Annotated in this window: 23 protein-coding genes; 8 read left to right on the plus strand and 15 right to left on the minus strand. The window is 36.7% G+C overall.

Going from position 1 to position 26,326, the window contains the following annotated elements; all coding sequences use genetic code 11:
- Positions 1-24 precede the first annotated feature (24 nt).
- From BMS_RS14040 to BMS_RS14050, 3 genes are all read right to left on the minus strand, one after another.
- Positions 25-1,347, minus strand: a complete 1,323-nt coding sequence (locus tag BMS_RS14040) for a glycine--tRNA ligase (protein WP_014245487.1) — start codon at positions 1,345-1,347, stop codon at positions 25-27.
- A 95-nt stretch (positions 1,348-1,442) separates the two neighbouring features.
- A complete protein-coding gene (locus BMS_RS14045; protein ID WP_014245488.1) occupies positions 1,443-3,152 on the minus strand; it encodes an ABC transporter ATP-binding protein in 1,710 nt (569 codons plus the stop codon).
- 38 nt (positions 3,153-3,190) lie between these two features.
- Positions 3,191-6,295 (minus strand): hypothetical protein, encoded by a 3,105-nt coding sequence (locus tag BMS_RS14050; RefSeq protein ID WP_014245489.1) that lies wholly within the window; start codon positions 6,293-6,295, stop codon positions 3,191-3,193.
- A gap of 144 nt (positions 6,296-6,439) precedes the next feature.
- Between BMS_RS14050 and BMS_RS14055 the strand changes: the two genes are divergently transcribed.
- A complete protein-coding gene (locus BMS_RS14055) occupies positions 6,440-7,018 on the plus strand; it encodes a hypothetical protein (RefSeq protein WP_014245490.1) in 579 nt (192 codons plus the stop codon).
- On the opposite strand, the gene recO is transcribed toward BMS_RS14055, so the two are convergent.
- Together recO and BMS_RS14065 are read right to left on the minus strand one after the other, a co-directional pair.
- Entirely contained in the window at positions 7,010-7,810 is an 801-nt protein-coding gene (recO, locus tag BMS_RS14060) for a DNA repair protein RecO (RefSeq protein WP_044557649.1), read from the minus strand. The genes BMS_RS14055 and recO overlap by 9 nt on opposite strands.
- The gene (locus tag BMS_RS14065; RefSeq protein WP_044557650.1) at positions 7,807-8,832 is read right to left on the minus strand and encodes a DEAD/DEAH box helicase; all 1,026 of its coding nucleotides are present in this window, start codon (positions 8,830-8,832) and stop codon (positions 7,807-7,809) included. Before BMS_RS14065 ends, recO begins: the two co-directional genes overlap by 4 nt.
- A 71-nt stretch (positions 8,833-8,903) precedes the next feature.
- Here BMS_RS14065 and BMS_RS14070 point away from each other — a divergent pair, with 71 nt between their 5' ends.
- Positions 8,904-9,617, plus strand: a complete 714-nt coding sequence (locus BMS_RS14070) for an RsmE family RNA methyltransferase (RefSeq protein WP_014245491.1) — start codon at positions 8,904-8,906, stop codon at positions 9,615-9,617.
- Here the strand turns inward: BMS_RS14070 and BMS_RS17165 are convergent.
- A complete protein-coding gene (locus tag BMS_RS17165) occupies positions 9,614-9,982 on the minus strand; it encodes a response regulator (protein WP_052590711.1) in 369 nt (122 codons plus the stop codon). The two genes, BMS_RS14070 and BMS_RS17165, sit on opposite strands and share 4 nt — an antisense overlap.
- Before the next feature lie 101 nt (positions 9,983-10,083).
- On the opposite strand from BMS_RS17165, the gene BMS_RS14080 reads away from it, so the two are divergent.
- Positions 10,084-10,341 (plus strand): NifU family protein, encoded by a 258-nt coding sequence (locus BMS_RS14080; RefSeq protein WP_014245492.1) that lies wholly within the window; start codon positions 10,084-10,086, stop codon positions 10,339-10,341.
- Here the strand turns inward: BMS_RS14080 and BMS_RS14085 are convergent.
- Genes BMS_RS14085 through BMS_RS14095 form a run of 3 tightly spaced genes read right to left on the minus strand, consistent with a single transcriptional unit; the run spans position 10,336 to position 12,907 of the window.
- A complete protein-coding gene (locus tag BMS_RS14085; RefSeq protein ID WP_014245493.1) occupies positions 10,336-10,791 on the minus strand; it encodes a GNAT family N-acetyltransferase in 456 nt (151 codons plus the stop codon). The genes BMS_RS14080 and BMS_RS14085 overlap by 6 nt on opposite strands.
- A 2-nt stretch (positions 10,792-10,793) precedes the next feature.
- Positions 10,794-11,582 (minus strand): nitrilase-related carbon-nitrogen hydrolase, encoded by a 789-nt coding sequence (locus BMS_RS14090; protein WP_014245494.1) that lies wholly within the window; start codon positions 11,580-11,582, stop codon positions 10,794-10,796.
- Entirely contained in the window at positions 11,582-12,907 is a 1,326-nt protein-coding gene (locus BMS_RS14095; protein WP_014245495.1) for a UDP-glucose dehydrogenase family protein, read from the minus strand. The genes BMS_RS14090 and BMS_RS14095 overlap by 1 nt, the downstream gene beginning before the upstream one ends.
- 104 nt (positions 12,908-13,011) lie before the next feature.
- Between BMS_RS14095 and BMS_RS14100 the strand changes: the two genes are divergently transcribed.
- On the plus strand, positions 13,012-13,998 hold the full coding sequence (locus tag BMS_RS14100; RefSeq protein WP_014245496.1) for a lysylphosphatidylglycerol synthase transmembrane domain-containing protein: 987 nt from the start codon (positions 13,012-13,014) through the stop codon (positions 13,996-13,998).
- On the opposite strand, the gene BMS_RS14105 is transcribed toward BMS_RS14100, so the two are convergent.
- From BMS_RS14105 to BMS_RS14125, 5 genes are all read right to left on the minus strand, one after another.
- A complete protein-coding gene (locus BMS_RS14105) occupies positions 13,995-14,615 on the minus strand; it encodes a hypothetical protein (protein WP_044557651.1) in 621 nt (206 codons plus the stop codon). The two genes, BMS_RS14100 and BMS_RS14105, sit on opposite strands and share 4 nt — an antisense overlap.
- Positions 14,616-16,415: a translation elongation factor 4 gene (gene lepA / locus BMS_RS14110; RefSeq protein WP_014245498.1), complete on the minus strand. Its 1,800-nt coding sequence runs from the start codon at positions 16,413-16,415 to the stop codon at positions 14,616-14,618. It abuts the gene before it with no gap.
- A 138-nt stretch (positions 16,416-16,553) separates the two neighbouring features.
- Complete coding sequence (locus tag BMS_RS14115) at positions 16,554-17,765, minus strand: HAMP domain-containing protein (RefSeq protein ID WP_014245499.1); 1,212 nt, start codon at positions 17,763-17,765, stop codon at positions 16,554-16,556.
- A gap of 1 nt (position 17,766) precedes the next feature.
- Positions 17,767-18,462, minus strand: a complete 696-nt coding sequence (locus tag BMS_RS14120; RefSeq protein ID WP_014245500.1) for a potassium channel family protein — start codon at positions 18,460-18,462, stop codon at positions 17,767-17,769.
- A 24-nt stretch (positions 18,463-18,486) separates the two neighbouring features.
- Positions 18,487-19,995 carry a TrkH family potassium uptake protein gene (locus BMS_RS14125; RefSeq protein ID WP_157868295.1) on the minus strand — a complete coding sequence of 503 codons (1,509 nt, stop codon included), beginning with the start codon at positions 19,993-19,995 and terminating at the stop codon, positions 18,487-18,489.
- A 281-nt stretch (positions 19,996-20,276) separates the two neighbouring features.
- On the opposite strand from BMS_RS14125, the gene BMS_RS14130 reads away from it, so the two are divergent.
- From BMS_RS14130 to BMS_RS14140, 3 genes are all read left to right on the plus strand, one after another.
- Positions 20,277-21,398: a class I SAM-dependent RNA methyltransferase gene (locus BMS_RS14130; RefSeq protein ID WP_044557652.1), complete on the plus strand. Its 1,122-nt coding sequence runs from the start codon at positions 20,277-20,279 to the stop codon at positions 21,396-21,398.
- 67 nt (positions 21,399-21,465) lie between these two features.
- Complete coding sequence (locus tag BMS_RS14135) at positions 21,466-22,317, plus strand: tetratricopeptide repeat protein (protein WP_014245503.1); 852 nt, start codon at positions 21,466-21,468, stop codon at positions 22,315-22,317.
- A gap of 9 nt (positions 22,318-22,326) precedes the next feature.
- Positions 22,327-23,529, plus strand: coding sequence for a helix-turn-helix domain-containing protein (locus BMS_RS14140; RefSeq protein ID WP_014245504.1), 1,203 nt, complete (start codon positions 22,327-22,329; stop codon positions 23,527-23,529).
- Here BMS_RS14140 and BMS_RS14145 read toward each other — a convergent pair.
- Positions 23,522-24,670 carry an LptF/LptG family permease gene (locus BMS_RS14145; RefSeq protein ID WP_014245505.1) on the minus strand — a complete coding sequence of 383 codons (1,149 nt, stop codon included), beginning with the start codon at positions 24,668-24,670 and terminating at the stop codon, positions 23,522-23,524. The genes BMS_RS14140 and BMS_RS14145 overlap by 8 nt on opposite strands.
- Positions 24,671-24,787: 117 nt before the next feature.
- On the opposite strand from BMS_RS14145, the gene BMS_RS14150 reads away from it, so the two are divergent.
- Positions 24,788-26,308 carry a leucyl aminopeptidase gene (locus BMS_RS14150; RefSeq protein ID WP_014245506.1) on the plus strand — a complete coding sequence of 507 codons (1,521 nt, stop codon included), beginning with the start codon at positions 24,788-24,790 and terminating at the stop codon, positions 26,306-26,308.
- Positions 26,309-26,326 lie beyond the last annotated feature (18 nt).

Consider the following 26,326-nt stretch of genomic DNA (forward strand, 5'->3'; position numbering starts at 1 on the left):
GAGCGAGAAACTCGCTCCTAGAAATTAAAAACCTAATTTATCTCTTAAATACTTATCCAGTTGATCAATGGCGACTCTCTCTTGAGTCATTGTATCCCTATCTCTAACTGTAACTGCATTATCGTCAAGAGTATCAAAGTCAAATGTCACACAAAGCGGTGTTCCGATCTCATCTTGTCTTCTATATCGCTTTCCAATTGAACCTGCGACATCGTACTCAGCTTGATAATTTTTTTGAATTGTTTCAAATAACTTTCTAGCTGGTGTATCAAGTTTTTCTTTTTTCACAAGAGGAAGTACTGCTACTTTAATTGGAGCAATCTTAGGATGAAACTTCATCACTACTCTTTCATTTTCTTTATCGCCTTCATTTTCTAATCTATAGGCATCACAAAGAAGAGCAAGAACGGCTCTATCACAACCAACAGAAGTCTCTAGAACGTAAGGAAGGTACTTCTTATTTCCATCCTCAGTATCGAGATACTTTAAGTTCTTCTTTGAAAATTCTTCGTGTCTCTTTAAATCAAAGTCCGTACGAGAGTGAATTCCTTCCATCTCTCCCCATCCCATTGGGAATTCATATTCAATATCAGTTGCAGCATCTGCGTAGTGAGCTAAGCTATCTGGCCCATGTGGTTCCCAACGAAGTTTTTCAGCTCTTAGCCCATTATCAATATGCCATTGCCAACGAACCTCTTTCCACTTCTCCATTGCATCCAATTGAGTTCCAGGCTTCACAAAGAATTGCATCTCCATTTGCTCAAACTCTCTCGTTCTAAAAATAAAATTCCCTGGAGTAATTTCATTTCTAAATGCCTTACCAATCTGAGCAATTCCAAATGGAAGTTTCTTTCTCATTGTCTGCTGAACATTTAAAAAGTTTACAAAAATTCCCTGTGCAGTTTCTGGTCTTAAATAAACTGTTGAAGATGAATCTGTAACAGCTCCCATCTGAGTATTAAACATTAAGTTAAAGTCTCTTGGCTCAGTAAAGTCAGTTGCACCACATTTAGCACATGGTTTAGAAGTATCAATTTGATCTTCTCTATATCTCTCTTTACAACTCTTACAATCAACCATTGGATCGCTAAAACCATCCACGTGTCCAGAAGCTTTCCAAACCATTGGATGCATGAAGATAGAAGCATCAATTCCCACAACATCTTCTCTAAATGTCATGGCCTTCCACCAACTTTCTTTTACATTATTTTTTAATTGAATGCCGTAAGGAGCATAATCCCAGCATGAGCCTAGGCCACCATAAATTTCTGATGATTGAAAAATAAACCCTCGTCTCTTACACAGACTAACGAGATCGCTCATAGATTTTAAATTACTTTCTGACACTGAGTTAACTCCTACAAAATCTTTATTAAATTCTGCTCATTTTACCGAAGTTTTTCAGGGCTGTCTAAGCATCAAAGCCGATTTTTAAATGCTTTCTAGCTTTGACTCAGATCGTAAAGTTTAGCGTATTCCCCACCCTTAGAGATCAATTGTTCATGACTACCATGCTCAACTAAATGACCTTCATGAAGAACGTAAATTCGGTCAAAGTTTTGAATAGTCGACAATCTATGGGCCACTGCAACAACTGTCTTATTTCCACCAATTGAATCTAGAGCCTTTTGAACTAATTTTTCAGACTCATTGTCTAGTGCAGATGTCGCCTCATCAAAGAGAAGAATCTCGGCATCTTGCAAGAAGGCCCTAGCAATTGTAATTCTCTGTTGCTGACCTCCTGAGAGTCGAGCACCCCTATCCCCAACAACTGTCTCAGTGAGCTCGGGAAGCTTTTCAACGAATTCATTAGCGTAGGCAACTTCAAGGGCCTTATTAACTTGCTCCTGTGTGAAGTCTGAACCAACTAAAAGGTTTTCTTTAATAGTGTCATTGAATAGAAAGATATCCTGACTAACTAGGCCAAAGAGATCTCTTAAAGACTTGAGTTTAATATCATTTAGATCAATTCCATCAATACTTATACCACCGCGGGCAATTGGATAGAGACCTAGTAAGAGATTAATTAACGTAGATTTTCCAGATCCAGAAAGACCGACGAGTGCTATTTTTTCACCTTTATTAATTTCTAAATTCAAATTCTTTATGACATCACCTTCCCCATAAGAGAATGTAAGATCATTAACAATAATTTTTTCAGAAAAAGAATTTATTGCCACTTCTCCACTATCTGGTTCATCTGGTGTTTCTAATAGTTCAAAAATTCTATCCGATGCAGCCTTGGCCTGAGATAATTTAACATTTGCCTGAGAAAATTTTCTAAGTGGATCCATAAAGAGTGCTAGCGCTGTCGCAAAGGAAATAAAGTCACCAATCGTTGTACCATTCTTTAATCTGTAGTGAGCAAAAACAATAAGTCCCGCAAATGCAAAAGTTCCAACGATCTCAACTAGTGGATGGGCAAATTCCTCAATGAAAGTTGTTCTCATTTGAGCAGAGAAGAATCTCTCTTGCGCTTTTTTAAATCTTGAATTTACAAATTCTTGAAGATTGAAAGCTTTCGTTATTTTCTGAGCATGAATTCCCTCTGCGATATTGTGAGTCAGTTGGGCCTGCTCTTCTTGAACACTTCCTTGATTTGCTCTTACTTTCTTTCCACTCTTAGAGAAAATAACTGCGAGAAAAGGAGCAATAACAAAGATCACCAGGGTGAGTTGCCAATCACTCCAAAACGCCATACCAAGATAAACAACGGCCTTAAGTGATTCACGAATAACGTCAAGAGCTGCCTTGAATCCGTAAGAGAAAACTTGTGTATCATTTAGAATACTCGAGATTAGCTCACCTTGCTTCTTTTTTGCAAAGTATGAAACAGGAAGCTTCTGTAACTTTTGAAAGATCTCTTCCCTTACTTTTAGAGTTGCCCTATCAGACACGTAACGCAACCAGTAAAAATGAAAGAAACGACTTGGAAAGTGCATGAGCCCAACGGCCACTAAGAGTCCGGCCAAGAACATAACATCTTCAACAGAAGAGTAACCTTTTAGGCCAGTGTCAAATATTGGCTTAACTAGCCTTACTTGAGCCCCACCTAGACCAGCAATTAGGAAGGAGAGGATAAAAGCACCAAATACTTTTGTTTTATAGGGAATAATATATGGAAAAAGTTTATTCTTTACTAAGTCTTTCATTCCCAGAGAATAGCAAATAAATACTCAATTAGTACATCTTAATCACGAATAAAAGCTGAGCGATTAATAAGCTGATTTCCTTCTGAGCTCTCAATAATTTCGGCTTCACCATTTTTAGAAATCTTAATATGGAAAACTTCCTCATCGAATTGATATAGTTCAATTCTATCTGCACCAATTGCATAGGTGTAGAGCTTATCTACTTTTTCCGAAGCCTTCACTCTCTTAGCTAGATTCTCTAACATCACTTTCGATTCAGCAGAATTGGCCTTAATTGAATTTAGGTTATGGCCAAATACAACCCCACTTTCAATTTTAACTGGCTTATCTCCAATCTTGCTAAGTAAATCTTTTAAATCTTTACTTCTTCTCTTCTCATCTTGCTCAGTTTTCTTCTCTTCTAACTTCTCAGAGTTGTTAATTGCTTCTTCGATTAATTCATTGTTAACAATACTTGGAACAGAGTCATTATTTGACTCACTAGCAACTGGTGAACTGCTCTCATATGAAGAATTATCACTACTAGAATTATTTGAAGAAACGCTTGATGGAGCAGAACTTAGAGAACCTGATGAAGAAGCACTCGAACTCACTGGAGCTAAGGCTTCATCTTCAACTCCTCTTCTAGAGGAAGTAGCTTCATTATCCGCTCTAGCAATCTGTCTCTCGGCAGTAGGAGCTGCTTCTCTTGGAGTAATTTCAGAAGATGTAGTAGTACCTGCACCACTTTCAATGGCCTCTCTTTGTTTTGTTAAATTTGAAAGTTCCGAGCCGAGTGCATTAAGTTGATTTCTTCGACCAATATTTCTTAATTCCTCAGTAGCTGAAACTTTATCTTTTGCTTCGTAAGATGAGCTATTTTCTCTAGTAGCTCTATCCATATAATCATAGGCCTTATCAACTTGCGCCCTTCTATTATTAAAGATTTCTTCTGCTTGATCTCTAGATAAATCTTTATTTGAATTCTGAATTTCTGAAACAATATTATCCTTGTTTTCATCAGAGTACATTTCTTTTACGTTCTGTGCCTGAGTCATCGCCTGATTAGAAAAAGGGTTACTACTATCTACACCTAGAACGTTCTTTGCAGAAACTAAACTATTATCAAACTTCTCTCTTTGACCATTAGCTAGCGCTTGAATTCTTTCAGCTTCTCTCTCGGCTTGCTCATTTGACATGATAACGCCTTTTGCTGCTAAGTGAGTCGCTAACGATGCAGCAACTGCGCCTTTACTAACTTTAAACTCACTCTTCTTCTCTTCTGTTTCGCTATGATGTTGCTCTTGAGCTTTTCTCTGTTCTTCTTTTCTCTTTTGTTCAGCAACCTTTCTCTGCTCTTCTCTTCTTCTCTCTTCAGTCTGTCTTCTTGCTTCATCTCTAGAAGCGCGCTGATTTTGAGTACTATTATTTTGAGCTTGTTGATGTTGATTTTGCCCAGGGTGCTGATTAGAGTTTTGATGATGACTTCCCTCTTGACTTGGAACTCTCTGTCTATCTGAATACTTTTCATCAGTTGAATATCTTCCTGTACGATTTTCAGATCCATGTGTAGAGCTTCCACTTGTTGCACTAGAGGCGTGGCTTCCAACAGAATTACCACCTGAAGATCCTCCAATTGCCTGAGAAGAACCTGAGGCTCTCTCCCCTCTTCGAACAAGGGAAGTTGCCTTTGCATTATGTCCAGAGAGCCTACTCTTTTCGTGGGTTCTCTCACTTAGTACTTGTTGCGCTCTTTCAGAGTGTCTCGCTCTTTGTGCGACACGAACGAGCTTATCTGCATCGGCCTTAACTGCCCCACTTCCAACTTTAGAAACTGCTTTCGCTCCAGCAAGAACACCCTTCTCAGCAATTTTCTCACTAATTCTTCCAGGTATATTTCCTTTCGCTATTACTTCTGAAGCAACCATCACAACTTTATTTTCTGTAACAACTTTTGCGATTGAGTCCATCTTATCTTTAATTCGAAGTGCTTGTTCAGAACTCACTGAGTATATTTTCTTCGCAATCTCAGTAGACTTACTCAATCCTGTACCAACTACAGCAGCAGTCTTTGCCATAATTTCACTGGCCTTTGTCGTCTTGGTAGCTTTAGAAGATTTTGCAAAAGACGGAGCAACAGTCTTTACTTTAGAGGATACTTTAGTGGCCACCACCGCTAGAGTCTTGGCTCCGGCCCTTGCCGTTAAGCTGGCAGCAGTTCCCACGCCCGCAGTTAAAAAAGCGACACCAACCTCACTTGATATCGCACCAATAGCAACACAAGTAGCATTGATTTTATCATCACAGTCAATACAATCGTAATTTTCAAGAGGCTGTAAACATTTTGAAAACTGAGGTTTCCCTTCCCACTTTGCGCAGAAAACAGAAGTTCTAACCCAATCATCTACACCTTTTTTAATATTATCAATTAAGTTTGAGAACCACTTACCAGGGTTATCCCAAAAGTCTTCTACATCTTTTTTACTCTGAATGGCCTTTGCATGTAGCTTGTCTGCTTCGTCATCAAACCACCCACCAATATCAAAGAGAGACTTTGTACCTTTAGAAACTAAGTCCCAAACACTTGAAGCACTAGACCATAGATTGGCCGCAAAAGCGTAGACAAAATCTTTTACACAATTCGATCTACCGTCAGCGATACACTCACTATCATAGTTTTTTTCTTGAACTGTATTTCGAACATATTTTTGAATAGGATTTCTAATAACTCGAGGGAGCATTCCCGCGCCGTCTTTAATGGCCCTTAACTTATTACATTCCCATGCTTGTCCACAATTTTTCTCAAACTCTTTTTTCTCACTTTCATTACAGGTAACTTCATCAGTAGCTTCTTGTATTTCAGCTATAAATGGAATGACTTTTGGCTTATCCCTGTTTTCTACACAATCCTGAAATTGTCTATAGACATCAGGATTACTTGTCATTAGTTCTTCTCTTTCTTTGAACTCTAATTGTAGGTACTCCATAGTGTCTCTACACGAAAAGAATTCATCACTAACATAAACATCTTCTCTAAGTTCATCATTTTGATCGATACAATACTTTTCAAACCTATCTAATGTTTCGACAAAAGGATCAATTTCTCCATCTGCGTAGACGGATAAAGTGAGCGAGGTTAATATTATTAAGAGAATATTTTTCATTTACACCATTCGAGTTTTTTTCTTTATAAACAAATGAAATTAAAGGACTTTCCTTGCTAATTCATCGAGAAAAAATTAAGAATTCTTTAATTATTTTAAAAGAAAATCCGAAGTATAATGTGAAAAAAAGAGGAAAAAAATATTTTGAAAAACCTAAGAAAATTCAACATTAAATTAGAGAACGGTAAGTATAAGAATATACTTCTAATCTTAATTTTTTCCTTAACTTTTCAAGTTGCTAGCGCTACAGAAAAAGACTTTACACTTGGTAAAAATAAAATAAATTTACATTACCCAAAAGGTTGGCAGCACGCTTTTAACTTCCTAAATACACCTTTGACTCTCTTTGGACCGGTTCTAAATGGAAGAAGAGCAGTCGTTTCAATTAACAACACCAATATAAAAGATTTTTCATTTAATAAGAAAGATCTTCAAGACAATGAAGACAACTACAAAAATGGAAGACTTAAGTGGTTAAAGAAAAATAAAGGGAAAGTTGTTCGTTTTACGGGCTATAGAATTTCAAAGTGGAAGAATATCCCAGAAATTCATTCTATTGGTTACTCATATACAATTAAAAATGACCTCTTTTTAGAAAAGTCATATTTCTTTAATTGTAATAATGAACTCTTTAATATCTCAACACTCATGACATGGGAGCAAAATAAATCTCATGGAAAAGAAGTTAAGAAGATACTCTCATCATTTAAATGTTTAAAATAATAAACTCAGCGTTTTAAAATCATTGCGTGACATTTGAACTTGAAAACATAAGTAGTCCAATAATCTATTTGAATAGGATAGTGGAATCTCTTTAGTCTCTTGTAGCTCACTATATTTCTTCAAGGCCACTTGGCAGAGAAAATTCCACATTATCTTCCCCTCTTCAGCGCTAAAGCGTCCATCTCTCATATCTTGATTTAAGCAAGTTGTATCAGCAAATCCACCGTGCTCATCTATAAGAGTTAATTGTGATAACTCATGTAGAGAAACTCCACTTAAGACACAGTTATTTCTCTCTGGGAACACTCCCTGCTCGATCAATGTTTTTGATACAAAGTGAAAAAGATCAGCTGAGAACTGGTCTCTCTCTAAAGTATTTTTTTCAAGATAAAAAATTGCATTACTTAGAACTTTAAACATTGAATCTTTATCAACTAAATCTTGATAGTGGCCCTCATGTAAATCTGCATCGACAACCAGCTTGTCGGAAATTTCTAGAAAAGCACATAATAAATAGAACGCTTTGTGATTTTCTCTAATACTTTTATGATGCCAAGAAGGAGACCATTCCTTCACAGAGAAAATACTTACTCCAGGCTTGGCCCTAGTAAGTTCTACTTTCACAAGATGACCTAATTCTAAGAAAGAACTCTTCTTCTTATTTCCTCCACCTTGTCCTCCGTAGAAAATGGCGGATATCTTCTCACCACTTCGAAGAAGAACACGACACACTAAGTGTCTATCTTTATAAGGAGTCTTTGAGAGGATGATGCCCTCTACCTTTGTCATCATAGTAAAAACCTAAACCTAATGAAGTCTCGAATTAAAAGTATCAAAGTTTGATATAAATATCTAATATCTCGCCAATCTTTTTTCTCCATTTCGTAGACATGGTAACACGATCCATCGCGTCCGCCTCGTCCAACCATCTGTATCCAAAAGTCTTTATTCTCTATTTCATAGCTTAGAAAAACCTTGGAGATAATTGGAAGATTCACTCCGTGGCTTAGGGCCGAAGTTGAGAAAATACACCTTGGCCTTGGATTGCTTTCAAGATTATTTAAAAACGATTCAACCTCTCCACCTACACATCCAATTGCAGAAATCTTATGTCTAAAACAAAACTCTAACCACATATCGACTTCTGTTCTAAACCTACAAAAGTAAAGAATTGTTCCTTTTTCTTGCTTCTTAAGAATATTTATAAAATTTCTTTGAAATACCATTTTCCCGGCGAGATTATAATTTGTAATCACTGATGGATGATTAAATAATCTTTGATTGCCAAGATTAATAAGAAATCTCTCCTCTACACCAAGAGAGAAGTCCTCACTCCAAGACTTTAAAATCTCCTCGTCCATTGTAGCAGTTAGCCCCAGAATACTTCCCTGATTATTTGAGACTTCCATTGCTCTCTCCCAAAGCAGTGGTCTAAAGCTTTGACCCCAATAATAGAAGAGATGAAATTCATCAAAAATAAAGAGAGTCTTCTCCTTAGAAAATCTTTCTATAAGATCACTTCCTAGTCTCTCAGCGGTACAAACTAATAAGCCCTTCTTCTTGGTCGAAAATTTTTTTAGCTTTTCTTCTAATCCTTCTCTATCACTTAAAGACAGAACATTTCTTAAATGCGTTGCTCGATTCACGAATTCCTCCGCTAGGGCCCTTAACGGAGAGACAAATATAATTCTTCCATTAAATTTCTCATAGAGATCTAGCACTAGAGTTGTCTTCCCCCAACCAGGAGGAGCTAGCATTAGCGTGAAGGAGCTTTTTATACTTATAATTGGAAGAATATTGATAGATCGGTCCATATATTATACTTTGCAAATAGGATTAAAGATAAATCCACAAAGTCACCGAAATTATTGACACAAGTTGAGCTATGAACAGTATTTGCTTTTTCAAAGAAGAATTAATTAATCAAGACAGCATCAGCTTTTCTGATGAAAAAAGACTGGGCCATCTACACACCCATCTAGATTCAAAAGAGGGTGACCTCATCACTATTACCATTATTGGTCAGGGAATTTATAAAGCAGAAATTATAAAGTTAAATAACCTCACTTGCGAAATTAAAGTTAAAGAGCAACTCAAATCTCTTTCACAGTGGTTTCATCTCTTAGTCGGATTGAGCAGGCCACAAACAATTAAGAAAGTGCTCGAGCACTCTACAACTCTTGGAGCGAAATCAATTCACCTCTTCAAGGCCCTACTCTCAGAGAAGAGCTATTCCCAGTCCTCCATTTACAGAGACGAAAACTATAAGAGCTACCTCATAGACGGACTTGCTCAGTCCAAAACATACTTTGAACTACCTGAGTTCTCTCTCAAGAACTACTTAAACCTTGATCAATATAAAGCACATAAGAATAAGTTCTACCTATCTTTAAATACAGAACAGACCTTTAAAGAGCTAAGCCCCGGAGAGCGAGATGAGCCTCTTTTGGCGATTGGTCCAGAGAGAGGATGGACAAGAGCTGAAGAGGAAAAACTTAAAGAGGCAGGATTCTCTCCAATAAAGATAAGCCACTCAACGTTAAGAGTTGAACACGCTATTTATACAAGTGTTGGGCAACTTGAAATGTTTAGAGTTTAATACTTATAAACATAAGAGCTGATTAATTCAAAGAATGTTTTAAACTGAATTGGTTTTGACATGAACTCTACATCTTCAAGATCAACCCTTCCTTTGAGCTCATCCGTTAAGAAACCTGTCAGCATCAAGATTGGCGTCTTCATATTTAAATTCTTTCGAGTTCGAATTCCAGATATTAAAGCTGCACCAGTCATAAAAGGCATTTTATGATCTGTAACAATAAAGGAATATTCACTTTCCTGGCATAGAATAAAAGCATCTAGACCATTAGAGGCCCTATCAACTTCACACATATATTTATCAGTTATCAATTCCTCAAGAATATCAAGGATTTCCACTTCATCGTCTACGATTAGTATTTTCATAGCTAAATATTAGCTTAACTTTGGGAATTTTATAAGCCTATGGCCATTAAATTGTTATAATAGTAGAAAGAAAGGACTGAATAAGATTTGGAGATATTATAATGATTAGAAAGATAGAAAACCTCTTCGATGAACAAGTGAGACCTGCTCTGGCAGCTCATGGTGGTAATGTTGAGGTTATCGATATAGATAATGGAAAACTCTTTGTTAAGCTAAGTGGAGGATGCCAGGGATGTTCTAGCTCAAGCGCCACTCTCAAAGATGGTATTGAAAGAATGGTTAAACAAAATTTCCCTGAAATTGAAGAAGTTGTAGATCTTACTGATCACGCATCAGGTGACTCACCTTACTTCTCATAATTGCTTCATCATTCGAAGCCCAGCTTCTCGCTCATCAATAACCTTAAAGCCTTCATTTAAATAAATATTGAAGGCTTTTTTATTTTTTGGATCAACAACTAACCACAATTCACTCTTACTTAACTCTTCTCTAACAAATCTATAAGCGTCATCTAATATTTTTGAAGAGAGACCCTTACCTCTATATTTTTCATCAATAATAAAGAAGCAGAGATAGACAATTCCAGGCTTCTCTCTAAAGCTCTTAATTGCTAGGTGTGAAATAAACCCATCTTTATTTTCCCACAAGAGCGAGAAATTTTCGGACTCAGTTTTCTCAATCCAATCATGCCAGTCTTTCATATCAACTGGATACTTCGCACTTGGAAAGGCGAGTTTTAAATCATGTTTATTTTTATAGAGAGTTGCAATGGCATTTTGATTGAAAGATTTAGAGATTTTTAAATCCAAACCTATCTTCCCATTATCACTTGTGATCTAACTGCTTCAATTCTTTCGAAGTCTAAATCTTGAATAAAGATCCCTTCACCTTCCTTAGCATCAACTAAAACCTCTCCCCACGGATCTACTATTAGTGAGTGACCGTAAGTTGAGATGACTTCATTATTAAGTCCCCACTGGGCAGAAGCAATAACATAGCACTGATTCTCAATTGCACGCGCCCTCAAGAGAGTGTGCCAATGAGCTTTTCCAGTTGGTACAGTAAAAGCAGAAGAATAAGTTAGGATTTTAGCTCCACGCATTCTGTAATCTAGGGCCATCTCACTATAGCGAAGATCAAAACACACACCTAATCCAATTAGAGTATCTTTGAAATTTAGTAATTTCGATTCATTTCCAGGAGTGTAAATATCTCCCTCATCAATCTTCTTCACTGCCCCATCTCTTTTAAAGTTACATGAGAAGAGATGATTTTTATCGTAGAACCCTAAGTCTTCACCATCGGCAGAAAAGTTATAACATCTATTCATAACTTTTCCATCTATCATAGAGGCAGCAGTTCCACCGATAAGGGCCACGGAATACTTCTTGGCAAGATTCTTTATATTATTGTAGTGCTCATTTCCAGGAGCAACGAGATAAGGAGTTGGCTCTTTTCCATTAGACATAGAATAGAAGCACTCTGGAAGAAATACTGCTTCGACATCAGAATTCTCTACCTCTTTTAAAAGAGTTTCAATCTTTTGAAGATTGACCTGGTAGTCCAAGACTGATGTCATTTGTAAAACAGCAACTTTCATTATGATCTAGAGATCCTTTTTCCAATCGCAAAGTAATCAAACCCTGACTCAAGAACCTTCTCTGTCTTATAAAGGTTTCTACTGTCAAAGATGACTGCTTTATTTAGTCTTGTTTTAATTTCTTCGAAATCTGGACTCGTAAACTCTCTCCATTCAGTCATAGTCACAAGACCATCAGAATTTGTAAGAGCATCGTATTTATTATCAAATCTCTTTGTTCCCTCTGACATTCCCTCTAAAGAGCTCATCAATTTTTCAAAATTATCTGATGCCTCTGGATCGTAGTAATTTACTTTTGCTCCAGCTGCAACGAGTTCTTTGGCCATAGTAATCGCACTAGTCTCTCTAATGTCATCCGTATTGGCCTTAAAAGCAACTCCCCAAAAAGTAAATGTCTTCCCTTTCACATCTCCATAGTAAGACATGATCTTTTCAAACATTCTCTTTTTCTGCTCTTCATTCACTTCTTCAGTTGCTTCAACAACTTTTAAAGTCATCCCATTCTCTTTAGCTGTATACATGAGCGCCTTAACGTCTTTTGGAAAACAACTTCCCCCATAACCTGGACCAGGATAAAGAAAGTGACTTCCAATTCTTCTATCACTTCCAATTCCCTCTCTCACCTCATTAATATCTGCACCTGCAAGATCACAGAGTTTTGCAATTTCATTAATAAAAGAGATTTTTGTGGCCAAGAAACAATTGGCTGCATACTTCGTCATCTCTGCAGAGAGATTAGACATCATATAGATAGGATTCCCCTGACGAACTAGTGGAGCATAGAGTTCACTCATTGCATCAGCAGCAAATTGATCAGAGTGTCCAATAACAACTCTATCAGGTCTCATAAAGTCATCAACCGCAGTCCCTTCTTTTAAAAATTCTGGGTTATTTACGATGTGAAACTTTTTATCTGTATTTTTTGAAACAAGGTCTCTAATCATTTCACAAGTCCCTACAGGAACAGTTGATTTGATTACAATGATTGCACCGTCACTCATTTCCTTAGCAACACAAAGTGCCGCATCTTTTAAGTAATTAAGATTGGCTGAACCATCATCACTTGATGGAGTTCCAACAGCTAAAAAGATAGACTTTGCCGTCTTTACAGAGTCGTAGCTCGTTGAAAACTTTAATCTATTCGATTTAATATTTCTTTGTAGTAATTCTTCTAGACCTGGCTCATAGATTGGAGACTTACCATCTTCCAAAATTTGAATTTTCTTCGGGTCAATATCAATACATGTTACATCGTGACCGATTTCGGCAAAACATGTTCCACTAACTAAACCTACATATCCAGTACCAATGACTGAAACTTTCATAATTCCATTCCTTATTAAAATTCAAAGCCCTTTACAATAGCACTAAATTCATTAAATATAGAGGGAAAAGACAAATTCTTTGCACCGCAAGACTCAGGTACATAATGATAAAGACATTGGCAAAATTTCTCGTCGCAGCACTACTCATTGGTTGGTTAATAAGTAGTGGAAAACTAGACTTTTCTCTCGTGAAGCGACTTATCAGTGAGTCTAACAACTGGATTTATGCCATTATTTTCATGGTTATTCAGATCAATCTTGCAAGTTTTAGATGGAGGGCCCTACTAAAGACTAAGTCTAAAGAAAAACTCCCTCCCCTAAAATTAATGTCACTAAACTGGATTGGACAATTCTTTAATACTTTCCTACCAGGAGCAGTAACAGGAGATCTCATCAAGCTTCTCTATGCGAGAGATTTAGATAAGTCTCTACCTAAGACATTTTTAATCATGACTGCTTTTATTGATAGAATTCTGGGCCTTGTTGGTTTGATTTTTCTGACAGGGATTTTCACAATTCTAAACTACGAAGAAATGATTACTATTTCTCCTAAAATGAAAGCACTTCTTCCATTTAATGGATTACTCTTTTTAGGAAGTTTGGTCTTCTTAGCTTCTCTCTTTCTACCGCAAAGACTGCAAGAGATGATTCTTAAAATCTCTCAGAAGATTCCATTACTAGGAAGTAAAATAGCGACAACTTTTGAACAAGTTTGGTCAATCGGAAAAAGTAAGAGTACCGTACTTTTTGGAGTGGCCATCAGTTGTGTACTTCAATTTGGAAATATTTTCTGCTTCTGGCTAGTAACGGAGCCTTTTATCGATATCAAAGTACCAGTTGGTCAACTCTTTACTTTTATTCCAATTGGTATGATTTCGACTGCAATCCCAATCTCTCCAGCAGGACTTGGAGTGGGACATGTTATTTTTGAAAAACTATTTAAGCTTGTAAATATCAATGGTGGAGCTTCACTTTTCAACCTCTTCTTTGTCATTACTGTTGCGACTAATCTACTGGGAGCAATTCCTTACCTATTAAGTAAGAAGCACTCAATTAAAGAAGCGGATGAATTTGAACATAGTGAAGCTTAATTAAAAACGAAAATAGATTTCGCATCTAAGTGACCGTAGCGAACCCACTTTGTCTTTAAATTCTCAACTTTAAGTAGAAATTCCATTTCTTTCTTAACGTCATTTAGAGAGCGAACCTTCTTTCCCTCTTTTTTAAGAACATTTTTCACATCACCAGGAAGTAGGCATAATCCAGAGAGAGTATAGTACTCTCCTTCTGTCTCAATAACTCTTCCGATAAAGAGATCATTCTTTATAAGTGAAGGAATGATGGCCCTTTTAGAGAGGACAATTTTTCTATTGTGTACAATATCTTTTAGAACGTGTTGTCTACGTAGGTTGCGACCTTGATACTCATATATAGAATGCTTGATTGTCTTTAAGGCCTTAGAAACTTTTTCTTCAACAGAATTTTCAGATACATAATTCCAAATTGGACAACCATCTTCGGATACATATTGTAATAGATACCAATCATTAAAGGCAGACATTCTACTCTCGTAGTCCTCATCTTCTTCAAAGATTTGTCCAGTCATTGAGAAGTAGAGATTCTTAGCCTCTAACATCGTATCGTAGTGGTTTCCATTACTATATATTTTTAGAGCATTATTTAAATGCTCCATTACAACTTCAATCATCTAATCATCAACCTTCAATACTGCGAGGAAGGCTTCTTGTGGAATTTCTACACTACCAACCATCTTCATTCTCTTCTTACCAGCTTTTTGCTTTTCAAGAAGTTTTCTCTTTCTAGAGATATCCCCACCATAACATTTCGCTAGTACATTCTTACGTAATGCCTTCACTGTTTCTCTAGAGATAATCTTTGCTCCAATAGCAGCTTGAATAGCAATATCAAATTGCTGTCTATCAATAATTTTTCTCAGTCTCTCAACTAAGACCTTACCTTTGCTATAGGCATTGTCTCTGTGACAGATCAAAGAAAGAGCATCAACTTTCTCACCATTAAGTAAGATATCAACCTTTACTAAGCTCGAAGGCTCGTAGCCTTTAAACTCGTAATCCATAGAGGCATACCCTTTAGACATCCCCTTTAGCTTATCGTAAAAGTCAAAGACCATTTCACTAAGTGGGAGATCATATGAGATTTGAACTCTATCTTCTGTAATATAATTAAGATCAGTTTGAATCCCTCTTCTCTCTTCACATAACTTAATAATTCTTCCTACAAATTCATTTGGAACGTGGATAGAGATTTTAACGTATGGCTCAGAGATAGACTCAAACTCTCCTGGCTCAGGAAGGTCCGCTGGATTTTCTACATCGATCTGACCACCGTCATTAAGTTGAACTGTATAAGACACAGAAGGAGCAGTTGAAATTAAATTTAATTCAAATTCTCTCTCAAGTCTTTCTTGAATAATATTCATGTGTAGAAGGCCTAAGAATCCACATCTAAACCCAAAACCAAGTGCACCCGATGTTTCAGGCTCATAGGTAAATGATGAATCGTTTAGAGCTAACTTCTCTAAGGCCTCTTTTAAATTTTCATAGTCAACAGATTCAACTGGAAAAATCCCACAGAAAACCATCGGCTTAACTTCTGAATATCCAGGTAAATTTGGCGTGTCTTTCTTCTTAGCGTGTACAACTGTATCGCCGATCTTCACATCGCGCACAGCTTTAATTCCACAGATAAGCATCCCAACTTCACCGGCGCCAAGCTCAGTAACTTCTTCAAAGAAAGGAGTATTAACTCCCATTTTTAACACTTCATACTCTTGGTCTGAGTGCTTGAGATAAACCTTATCTTTCTTCTTAAGCTTACCTTCCATGACTCTAACAAGAACCACTACACCTTGATATGGATCAAACCAAGAATCAAAAATAAGGGCCTGTAAATCGTTATCGGGACTACCTGTTGGAGAAGGAATTTTCTCGATAATTGTCTCTAGAAGTTTCCCCATTCCGATTCCAGATTTGGCCGAAACTTCATCCGCATCCATTGCATCGATACCAACAATATCTTCTATTTCTTGTTTTACTTTATCTACATCTGCGTGTGGAAGATCAATCTTATTTAAAACGGGAACGATTTCCAGATCGTTTTCCATGGCCATATAAACGTTGGCCAGAGTTTGCGCCTCAACACCTTGGGAGGCATCAACTACTAGTAGCGCTCCATCACAAGAGGCAAGAGAGCGAGAAACCTCATAAGAAAAATCAACGTGCCCCGGAGTATCGATGAGATTAAGGAAGTATGTATTCCCATCTTCCGCTTGATATTTAAGTCTTACTGTTTGCGCTTTAATTGTAATCCCACGCTCTTTTTCAAGATCCATATTATCTAAGAGACGATCTTTTTTCTCACGAGCAGTAATCGTTTTAGTTTCGTCTAAAAGTCTATCTGCCAGAGTTGATTTACCGTGATCAATATGTGCGATAATTGAAAAGTTTCTGATGAATTTTTGATCCATTATTTTCTTGCCTACTTAGTCTATATGGTAATCTTAAAACACCATATCTTAACCAATTTTTAGGCATTTAAAAAGACTTGGGAGGAGAAAAAGTAAAATTATACTCCCCCCGATGCGTTACGCATTAAGAGCCTGAATTTATACGTGAACATCCGCGGAAAGAACCATTAAGTAATAGTCCATTGAACTTTCCTTCCCTCTAATAGGAATCACGTTCCCGTAACCACTAAATATATTCTCTTCCACTTCTACTTCACCATTCTCTAATTTAGTAGATTCATCTTCACTTACTTGAACAGGATCGACTTCGCTATCGGACTCTTTTGCCTTCTTCTTAGGAATAACAATATCAGCATTTTCAATCTTACTTCTTCTCTTGATGGCCAATTGATAAGTGGTAATAATTGACTCTGGAATAAGCGTGTCACTCATTGTTTTACCAATAACATCCTCAGACTGAACTTGAAGTAGAGAATAAAGTCTAGAGTTCATATAAATAATTTGATTATTTGCATTTGCCAGCAGAACAGGTTTTTTAACAAGGTTTGCAAGGGCGTCAAACTTTCTATTTTCAAGAGAGATTCGATCCGTTCGAAGTTCCTCAAATACCTTGAAGGAGTGAATCATCTTATTCATCTCTCTTGCAATTTCACCAATCTCATCATCTTGTGAGTAATAGATTGAGACGTCAAAGTTACAATCCTGTAGCTCCCTAATGGCATCTTTAATCTTTTTAAATGGAAGAGCAATTTTTCCTGGAACCACAAGACCTAAAATAATTGTTCCAAGAAAACTAATGATCAATGTGATCATCATATTTCTCTTTGTTTCATTAATAATTTTCTTTATCTTCTTATCTCTTTCTACTGATTGAAAATATTGAATATCTTGAAACTCACTAAAGGAATCTAGAATCTTATCTGCCAGATCTCCAATTGAGGCCATCCCGATATTATCTCGATGAAAAAGAGATGCTTTTCCAAGTACAACTTTTAGAGAATCTACATAGGACTGCATTTGCGCCACAACCCTCTTAACATCTGGGTCTCGGTAAAGAGAGTCTAGAGTTTGAAGCTGTGAGGTAAAGCTATCACAGAGATTAACTAACTTTTCTACTAACTCTGGTGAAGCTTTTTTAGAAAGAATTCTTCTTTGATACTTGAGAATCGAAACCGCCGAAATTCGAATCTCATCAGTTAAGAGAGAAACTCTATTGGACTTCACTGTAATAGATTCAATTTCTTTATTTAAAGAATTCAAATGAAAGAAAACAGTAAAACCGACAACTAAAACAACAAAGCAGGCGATTATAAAACTAGCTGCAACTCTATTTTTAAGCGATAAATTCACTCTATCCCTCCACTAAATCTGCAAAAAGCTTGTTGAAGTTCTTCTCACTTCCTACAAGAACAATAATGTCATCAGATTCAATTACGTCCATTGGCATTGGACAGTCATTTATCTCAACTCGATATGCAGATTTACCATCTTCTGCAATATATGGAATTTTCTTTTGAAGAGCGACAACGTTTAAGTTGTAACTTTGTCTGATCTTACTCTCAACAATAGTCTTACCTTCAAACTTCTTACCTAATTTTAATTCTACAATTGAGTAACCTGCAGAGAAGTTATATCTCTGCATAACGTGAGGAGCGACAATCTTAGAGGCTATAATCTCTCCCATCTCTTCTTCAACTTTTATAATTTCCGAAGCTCCAATTTCTTGAAGAACGTGCTCATGCAATGTCGAAGTAGCACGAGCAATTACTCTACCAACCCCGAGTCTTCTAAGCATTGTCACTGCGAGAATACTCATTTCAATATGATCACCGATGGCTACAACAGCAACATCAACATCAGAAATATTAACAGAACGAAGAGATCTCTCCTCTGTAACATCTAAAGATACTGCGTGAGTCACCCTGTCTTTAATCTTGTCGACGAGCTCGTCATTTTTATCAATAGCAATAACCTCAGCACCTTTTTCAAAAAGCCTCACCGCAGTTTTTGCTCCAAATGTTCCCAGTCCAATGACAGCAACAATCATAATACTTCCTTATTTAATATAAAATTAACCAATCATTATTCTACCATCAGGGTAGTCAAACTTCCCTTTATCTCTATTTCTTTGACCAATGGCAAGGATGAGAGTCAGGGGACCAATTCTCCCAATTAACATTAATAATGAAACAGCAATTTTCCCCACCATAGAAAGATAAGGGGTAATTCCCAGAGTCAGCCCAACCGTCCCTGAAGCACTAATGACCTCAAAGAAAATCGGCAGAAACGACTGCTCTGGTTCTAACTTCATTAATATCAATATAAAAGAACTCGTTATTAAAATTGAAATAAACATAAGAGCCGTCGCTCTTACAACCACCGGAGCAGGAATCTTTCTATCTAGAACAGTAACCTTCTTATCGCCCTTAAGCGTAGACTTAATTGAGTAAAATAAAATTGCGAGAGTTGTCGTCTTAACACCACCAGCTGTCGAGCCCGGACTTCCCCCGATGAACATAAATAAAGTCATCATATAGATCGTATACTTATGTAAATTTGTAAGTGGTATAGTATTAAATCCTGCCGTTCTCAAAGTCACTGACTGGAAGAATGATATCTGCATCTTTTCCCACAAAGTATATGAATCGAGGGAATTTAAAAACTCTCCAAAGAATATAAAAAGTGTTCCCGCAACCGTTAAGACAATAGTTGTAACCAGAACAATTTTTGAGTGTAACCCAAGTCTTACGAGCTTCTTCCCCTTAGTGATCACCTCTGCTAATTCTTTTAAAACAATAAATCCTAGTCCACCAAGAATAATTAAAATCGCAATCGTTCCATTAATTAAAGGTGAAGCCGCATAGCTCTCAAGTGAGTTGTTAAATAAACTAAAGCCAGCATTACAAAATGCAGAGATACTATGGAAGAATCCATAATAGATGGCCTTACCAAACTCAAAGCCTTCAAATGTGAAGGCAATTGTTAAGACAATCCCCCCCCAAAGCTCAATGAGAAATGTATACTTTATAATATTTATGATCATCGCAAAGAGCTCTTCTAGAGATGAAACGTCTAAAAGATCCTGCATAATAATTCTATCTTTCATCCTCATTGATCTCCCTAGGAGAATAGCCATTGAAGAATAGAGAGTCATAATTGAGAGACCACCGATTTGAATAAGAACAAGTAGAACAACTTGTCCAAAGACAGAGAGATTGTCCTGAACAGAGAGCGTACTAAGTCCTGTTACACATGTCGCCGAGGTCGCCATAAATAGGCCATCGACAAAGGATATACTATTTCCATCGGCCGAAGAAACAGGAAGCATTAATAAGAAAGTTCCTAAAAAGATAACACCTATAAATGAGAAGAGAACCATCTGCGCAGGTCTGAGCCTGAGTCCTTGAAAGAGGTTTTGCTCCTGCCTCCCTCTTTGTACTTTCACATCATTTACATCATCATAGAGTGCAAGAATTGATGAGAGCAAATGTGCCGATGCCAGCCAAAAGGCAAACTCAACATCCCCCCAAGTAATAAGAAGAGGAACGAAGACGACCATTGAGAAAATATATCTGCGCAAGAAGTCTTCTAGGCCCTTTGAGTTTTTAAAATTATTAACTACATTTATTAACAATATAACAGGGACAATATAGGCGCAGTTCTGGATGACAGAATCTATAAATTCTGGACTCCAATTTTCAGGCAATTTCTTAATAGATCTTAACGAGTAGAGAAAAATAAATAACCCGTTAAAAATGAATTCTAAAAGAAATGGTAATTTTTGCGATATTTTTCCCATAAGACTATGATAATACTAAAAGCGAAATCCTTTTATAAGTTACTTTTTACCCGTTGGATATTATGAAGAAAATAGAATTCACTATTGATCACATTGACCCTCTTGGTCAAGGAATCAGTAAAACTCAGGATCAAGTATGTTTTATTGAGAAGTCATTACCAGGAGAATCTGGAGAGATAGAGATCATTAAATCGAAGAAGAAAGGCAGACTTATTTTCTCAAGATTAAATAGTGCAGACCTTCATAGCCCTTCACCACTAAGGATTCAGCCAGAATGTGAACACTTTTGGCATTGCTCAGGTTGTCACTACCTCCATGTAAAATACGAAGATGAGCTAGAATTAAAAACTTCTGTAATTCAAAGGATGTTCCAATATCTTGACCAATATGATCAAGATATCCCACTTATTTCTGCCAGCAAAAGATTTCACTATCGCAATAGGATTCAACTTCACTATGACAAGAAGTTATCAAAACTAGGATTTATTGACTCTCTTAGAAATGAAATAAGAGAGGTTGCAAATTGTTTAGTTGCAAATGATGAGATATCGGCCTCGCTTAAAGAGCTCTACACTGCAAATAACTGGAAGAATCTAGTGAGAGACGAGAAAAATACTGGTCATATAGAGCTCTACAAGCTTGGGGATAAGGTTCAAATCTCAATCAATAAAAGATACTCAGAGGGAGGATTTACACAAGTCAATGAGGAGATGAATCAAAAGATGCTCTCTCACCTTGAAGAACAAGTGCGCCAATATATTCCTGCCGGAATAACACTTCTTGACCTCTTTGGTGGTGCAGGTAACCTAAGTTACAACCTAGAAGAATACGAAACTTACGTTGTAGACGGCTTTCCGCCAACTGAGATGAATTATCGACCTCACCAAAGTTTTGAGCAGATCAATCTGTACAAGGAAGGAGCAATAGATAAATTACAATCTAGATGCTCAGGAAAAGATATTGCCATTATTTTAGATCCGCCTAGATCTGGCCTCAAAAATATCAACGAACTCATACAAAAATTAAAACCTTCTTTTATTTTTATGATCAATTGCGAGCCCTCATCCGCTATCAGAGATATAAAATCCATTGAAGGAGATTTTTCAATTGAGAATCTTACAACCTTTGATTTATTTCCAGGTACAAGACACTTTGAGACCTTTTCTACATTGCGATTTGGTTGATTTAACATTTCCAAAGAAGTACAATTATTCATAACTAAGACATAGAAGTCTTTTTAATGGAGCATAGATGAAACTCAAATTTAATTCACTTCTTTTTATCACTCTTTTCGCACTTACATCTTGTGCCACAAGAGACAAACTCACAAAAACACCTGAGCAAAAGAAAGCTGAATTATTCTATTCTCACGGAACTTCAAAACTTTTACAAAAAGACTACCGTGAAGCTCTTAAATATCTAAAGCAAGCTTATGAAATAGATCCAAAAGATACAAAGATCTTGAATAATTTGGGAATGAGTTACTACTTTCTAGGTCAAACTAAGACTGCATTTAAATATCTCGAAGAAAGTTTAGATATTGATAGCAAAAACTCAGATGCGCTTAATAATATTGGTTCTCTCTATTTCAAAAATAAAGAGTACGACAAATCTCTAAAAAGTTATCAAGAGGTCCTAAGCAACCTGACTTACAGACACCAATATAGAACTCATTACAATATTGGACTGATTTACTTAATTAAAGGCGAGAAAGACAAGGCCAAGGAGAATTTCTTAATGGCCAATACTCAAAACCAAGACTACTGCCCTGCCAGCTATGAACTAGGGAAGCTCTACCTCGGTGAGTATAGATATAACTCTGCCCTCAAATGGTTTAAAGAAGCATCGAAAGGCGTATGTTACGAAAACCCAGAGCCTATTTATATGCAGGCAATTACACAATTACAGCTTGAGAACTACGCTCAGGCAAAAGAAAAATTTCAAGAGGTTATAGAACGTTTTTCCTCTACTAGATATTCAACTCTAGCTCACTTAAAATTAAAAAAGATTAATAGTGAACAAATTTTGGAAAAACAAGCTAAAGAGACTGTTCTTCCAAATAACTTAAAAAGTACTAATCAATTTGATAGTCCATCTTTTTAATTAAGGCCTATGAATACAGAACAGAGTAGTGAAGAAATGACTAATACTGAAAACCCAGCTGGAACAGAGACTCCTATAAGAATGACTATTGGCGAGTACCTCAAAGCTGCAAGAGAAGAGAAGACTCTCTCTTTGAAAGTGATTTCTCAACATACAAAAATTTCTGTAACAATCTTAGAAAGTATTGAAAATAATAATTTCGACAAGCTTCCAAGCAAGGCCTATGTAATAGGCTTTGTAAAAAGTTATTCAAAAACAATTGGACTTGATGAAGCGGAGTGCTTAAAGCTTTTAAATGAAGCCTATGGCAGTACAGAGCACACCATTGCTAAAACTGCACCAACTTCACTTGAAGGTGCTCCCCCAACAAATCCACCAGTAGAAGCGACTCCTTCAAAGGAAATTCCTTCTCAGTACTTAACGATTGCAGGTGTCTTTGTTGCACTTATTATTTTATTTGCCATTGTTATTAATAATACAAATACAAAGCCAGGCGAAGAAGTAGCCGCTACAGAAGAAACAATTGAGAAAGAAGTCGTACAAACACCACTTGTAGACGTTAAGCCTCAAGAGTTATCAGAGAAAACTCCACTAACAGAAGATAGTGATCCTGTTGTTGAAGAAGAAGCTGCAGAACAAACTGACGATGAGCAACCTGTTGCTGAAGAAGAGACCAAGCCAGAAAAAAAGGTTGAAGCTGCAGAGAAGAAAGTTGTAGAAGATCAGAAAACTGAAGAAAAGAAAAAAGAAGAAGTTAAAGAAGAGGAATCAAAGAAAGAAGAGAAGAAGATTACTCTAAGAGCGATTCCGATGCCACTATACACAGAGACGAGTGAAGAATCTTTCTACACTCACTTACCTGAGAATATTAAAGCTGCAAAAATTGATGGAAAGCAAAATATCTTTATCAATGCTGTTGATGGAGATACATGGATTACTTATAAGTCAGATAATGACGATATAAAGAAGTTTGTTCTCCATCAAGGAAGAACTCTCTTAATAAGAGGAGATATTGTTCGCATTTTCCTTGGAAATGTAAATGTAGCTAGAATCTTTTTAAATAATAAGGCATTAAAAATCTCTTCAAGATCAGGTGTTAAGTCTCTTGTCTTTCCTCAGGAAAATGCAAAAGACTATAAGCTACCTCTTTTTATCTATCCAAAACCAGGTCAAGTTATTACTTCATCTGAGTATGAAGAATCTCTTAACTAGCCCAATCTAATTTCTTATAGAAGTATGCACCGATGGAAGCAAGAATAATGGTCGGTGCAAAGACAACTACGTAAGCTGGAACAATACCTTTTCTCGCAAAGCTTACACCTAAGAAGAAAAGTGAGTAATATCCTAATAAGACAAAGAGCGCTCTTCCAGAAGAGTTTTTGCTCTTTCCCCTACCGTGTTTAATTCCAAGTGAGAAACCAATTAGAATAAAAACAAAGCAAAGTAGTGGAGTATTAATTCTTGACCACAATTCCAATTTTGTCTTGGCCATTGATCTCTCTCTATCTTTTCTTGAGAGCTTCTTCTTCACTGCCAGGGCCGTTGCTTTCTTAATTTCTGATCTAAGCTCGGCATTGGTTCTCATTCCATCTTTAGTCACAAAGTTATTTACAGCACCACCTGAGGCAAGCGGAAAGTCATACTCTTTAAAGAGAATTTTCTCTAAATCTTTATTTGTGTCTTTAAATCTTTTAACAATCGTTCCATCAGTTAAATGAAGGCGTACACTAGGAATAGACCACTCTTCATTTTTGATTTTTATTAGAGCACCTTCTTTTGCTGTAACAACCTGCTCCAATAAATTTCCTTTCCCCTCTTGCTGAATAAAGACGTTGTACATCTTTCTTCCCTTATCAATAACGGTATCAGCAAAGAGAGTCACTCCAGCAACTTCTGTAAAGAATTGTCCTTCTTTAATATCAGTTAAAACTCCCCTAGAAGTTAGTCTGATAATCGTATTTTTAAATTGGGTTTTTGAAGCTGGTATAACCTTATTATTTAAGGAATATATACAAGCACCGATAAAGAGAGCTGAAATTAGAAATGGTAGAAATAGTTTAGATTTGGTCATTCCAAATGAGCGCATAGCAACTATCTCAGAGTCATCACTCAATTTATTAAGCGTATAAATTGTAGCAAATAGACATGAGAGAGGAACGGCCATAGGAATAAATGAAATGGCGATGTGACCCATTAGCTCAAAGACCAAGCTCCACTCAACACCCTTACTAATGACAATTTTAATAATGCGAAATAACTGGAATGTGAGTAAAAAGGCCACGAAGAAGAATAAACTCATCGTAAACGGAGCAATAAAATTTACAGCTAAGTAGCGCTGAGTAAGTTTAAGCATATATCCTAATAACCTTCTTCAATTTTGGCATTCTAATATGATCATGATAGTTTAACTCGCGAAGATTTATTTCACAACTAATGACCCTACGGGTCGAACAATATAAAGGAGATTTCCATGAAGTATACTCTCAATCTTGGAGCGAAGGACTTTTCAAGCGATAGCCTAGTGCTAGTTTCTGCCTTTGAAAAGACTGTTGAAGCAAAAGGGAAAACTAAAGAGTCAAAGGCCATTGTTAATACTCACTGGTCAAAAGAACTTAAAACAGCTTTTGAAAATATTAAAACATCTGCTGATTTTACAGGATCACTAGATAGTACTTTCACTTTTCACCTTGAAAATGGAACAACTATTCTTGCTTACGGTCTTGGTGAAAAGAAATCTATGGACTTTGAGGCACTAAGAAATTCTGCAGCAAAGATCTATAAGTCAATCGCATCTAAGCACAAAGAAGTTGCCGTTCAATTTGATGGATTCACATTAAAGAATAAGGCCGAAGAAAGTTTAAATGCTATGGCCGAAGGACTATCTCTTGCTGACTATAAATTTGATCGTCACTTCGTAAAGAAGTCACCAGCAAAATTAAAAGAAATTACTTTTGACTCTGCTGCAAAGAAGACTGGTCTTAAGAAACTACAAAAGACTCTTGATGACACTCTTGTAGTTACTGAGTCTATTAATGTTGGTAGAAACTTTGTTAACGAAGCACCAAACATTCTAAGAAGTACAACATACGCCAAAGAAGTTCTTGCTGATATCAAAGGAACTAAAGGTGTTAAAACTAAAGTTCTAGGTAAAGCAGAATTAAAGAAAGAAAAAATGGGATTATTTCTTTCAGTTAACTCTGGTTCTGGATTCGAGCCACAACTTGTTCACTTAACTTATACTCCAGCAAAAATGACTAAGAAAACTAAGCACATTGCACTAGTTGGAAAAGGACTTGTTTTTGATACTGGTGGATACTCTCTTAAGCCAAGTGGATCAATGGTTAATATGAAATTTGATATGGCCGGATCAGCGACTGTTTACTCTGCATTTAGAGCAGTTGCAAAACTTGGATTAAATGTAAAAGTAACATGTATTCTAGGTATGACTGATAATGCGGTTAACGAGTTTGCAACAATGCCAGATGCAATCGTAAAAGCAAGAAACGGACTATCAGTTGAAATCCTAAATACAGATGCTGAAGGAAGACTAGTTCTAGCAGACTGCCTAGACTATGCTTGTGATCAAAAGCCAGACGCTATTATTGACTCTGCAACACTAACAGGAGCAGTACTTGTTTCTCTTGGTAACCAGGTTTGTGGTGTAATGGGAACTGATCAAAAACTAACTGACAGTCTATTAAAGTCAGCTAAGAATACTGATGAGTACATGTGGCAACTCCCTATCATTAAGGAATTCCATGAAGATATGAAATCACCAGTTGCAGACCTTAAAAATATTGGTGGATCAAGCTTTGGTGGTTCATCGAAGGCTGCAGCATTCCTATCGAACTTTGTAAGGGATGGTATCCCTTGGGCCCACCTTGATATTGCCGGAATTGGTGATAGCCAAGGTCACAAAGCTTATTGTCCAACTAAAGGTGCTTCAGGACTTATCGTAAGAACACTTGTAGATTTCTTAAAGAACTCTTAATACATTTGGCGCTCACAT

The organism is Halobacteriovorax marinus SJ (assembly GCF_000210915.2).
In the GTDB taxonomy this organism is placed as follows: Bacteria; Bdellovibrionota; Bacteriovoracia; order Bacteriovoracales; family Bacteriovoracaceae; genus Halobacteriovorax; species Halobacteriovorax marinus.

Bases quoted from the DNA above. Each gene is read 5' to 3' on its own strand.
- BMS_RS14045 (WP_014245488.1), bottom strand. From the start codon at position 3,152: ATGAAAGACTTAGTAAAGAATAAACTTTTTCCATATATTATTCCCTAT.
- BMS_RS14050 (WP_014245489.1), bottom strand. From the start codon at position 6,295: ATGAAAAATATTCTCTTAATAATATTAACCTCGCTCACTTTATCCGTC.
- recO (WP_044557649.1), bottom strand. From the start codon at position 7,810: ATGATGACAAAGGTAGAGGGCATCATCCTCTCAAAGACTCCTTATAAA.
- BMS_RS14065 (WP_044557650.1), bottom strand. From the start codon at position 8,832: ATGGACCGATCTATCAATATTCTTCCAATTATAAGTATAAAAAGCTCC.
- BMS_RS14070 (WP_014245491.1), top strand. From the start codon at position 8,904: ATGAACAGTATTTGCTTTTTCAAAGAAGAATTAATTAATCAAGACAGC.
- BMS_RS17165 (WP_052590711.1), bottom strand. From the start codon at position 9,982: ATGAAAATACTAATCGTAGACGATGAAGTGGAAATCCTTGATATTCTT.
- BMS_RS14080 (WP_014245492.1), top strand. From the start codon at position 10,084: ATGATTAGAAAGATAGAAAACCTCTTCGATGAACAAGTGAGACCTGCT.
- BMS_RS14090 (WP_014245494.1), bottom strand. From the start codon at position 11,582: ATGAAAGTTGCTGTTTTACAAATGACATCAGTCTTGGACTACCAGGTC.
- BMS_RS14095 (WP_014245495.1), bottom strand. From the start codon at position 12,907: ATGAAAGTTTCAGTCATTGGTACTGGATATGTAGGTTTAGTTAGTGGA.
- BMS_RS14100 (WP_014245496.1), top strand. From the start codon at position 13,012: ATGATAAAGACATTGGCAAAATTTCTCGTCGCAGCACTACTCATTGGT.
- BMS_RS14105 (WP_044557651.1), bottom strand. From the start codon at position 14,615: ATGATTGAAGTTGTAATGGAGCATTTAAATAATGCTCTAAAAATATAT.
- lepA (WP_014245498.1), bottom strand. From the start codon at position 16,415: ATGGATCAAAAATTCATCAGAAACTTTTCAATTATCGCACATATTGAT.
- BMS_RS14120 (WP_014245500.1), bottom strand. From the start codon at position 18,462: ATGATTGTTGCTGTCATTGGACTGGGAACATTTGGAGCAAAAACTGCG.
- BMS_RS14130 (WP_044557652.1), top strand. From the start codon at position 20,277: ATGAAGAAAATAGAATTCACTATTGATCACATTGACCCTCTTGGTCAA.
- BMS_RS14135 (WP_014245503.1), top strand. From the start codon at position 21,466: ATGAAACTCAAATTTAATTCACTTCTTTTTATCACTCTTTTCGCACTT.
- BMS_RS14140 (WP_014245504.1), top strand. From the start codon at position 22,327: ATGAATACAGAACAGAGTAGTGAAGAAATGACTAATACTGAAAACCCA.
- BMS_RS14145 (WP_014245505.1), bottom strand. From the start codon at position 24,670: ATGCTTAAACTTACTCAGCGCTACTTAGCTGTAAATTTTATTGCTCCG.
- BMS_RS14150 (WP_014245506.1), top strand. From the start codon at position 24,788: ATGAAGTATACTCTCAATCTTGGAGCGAAGGACTTTTCAAGCGATAGC.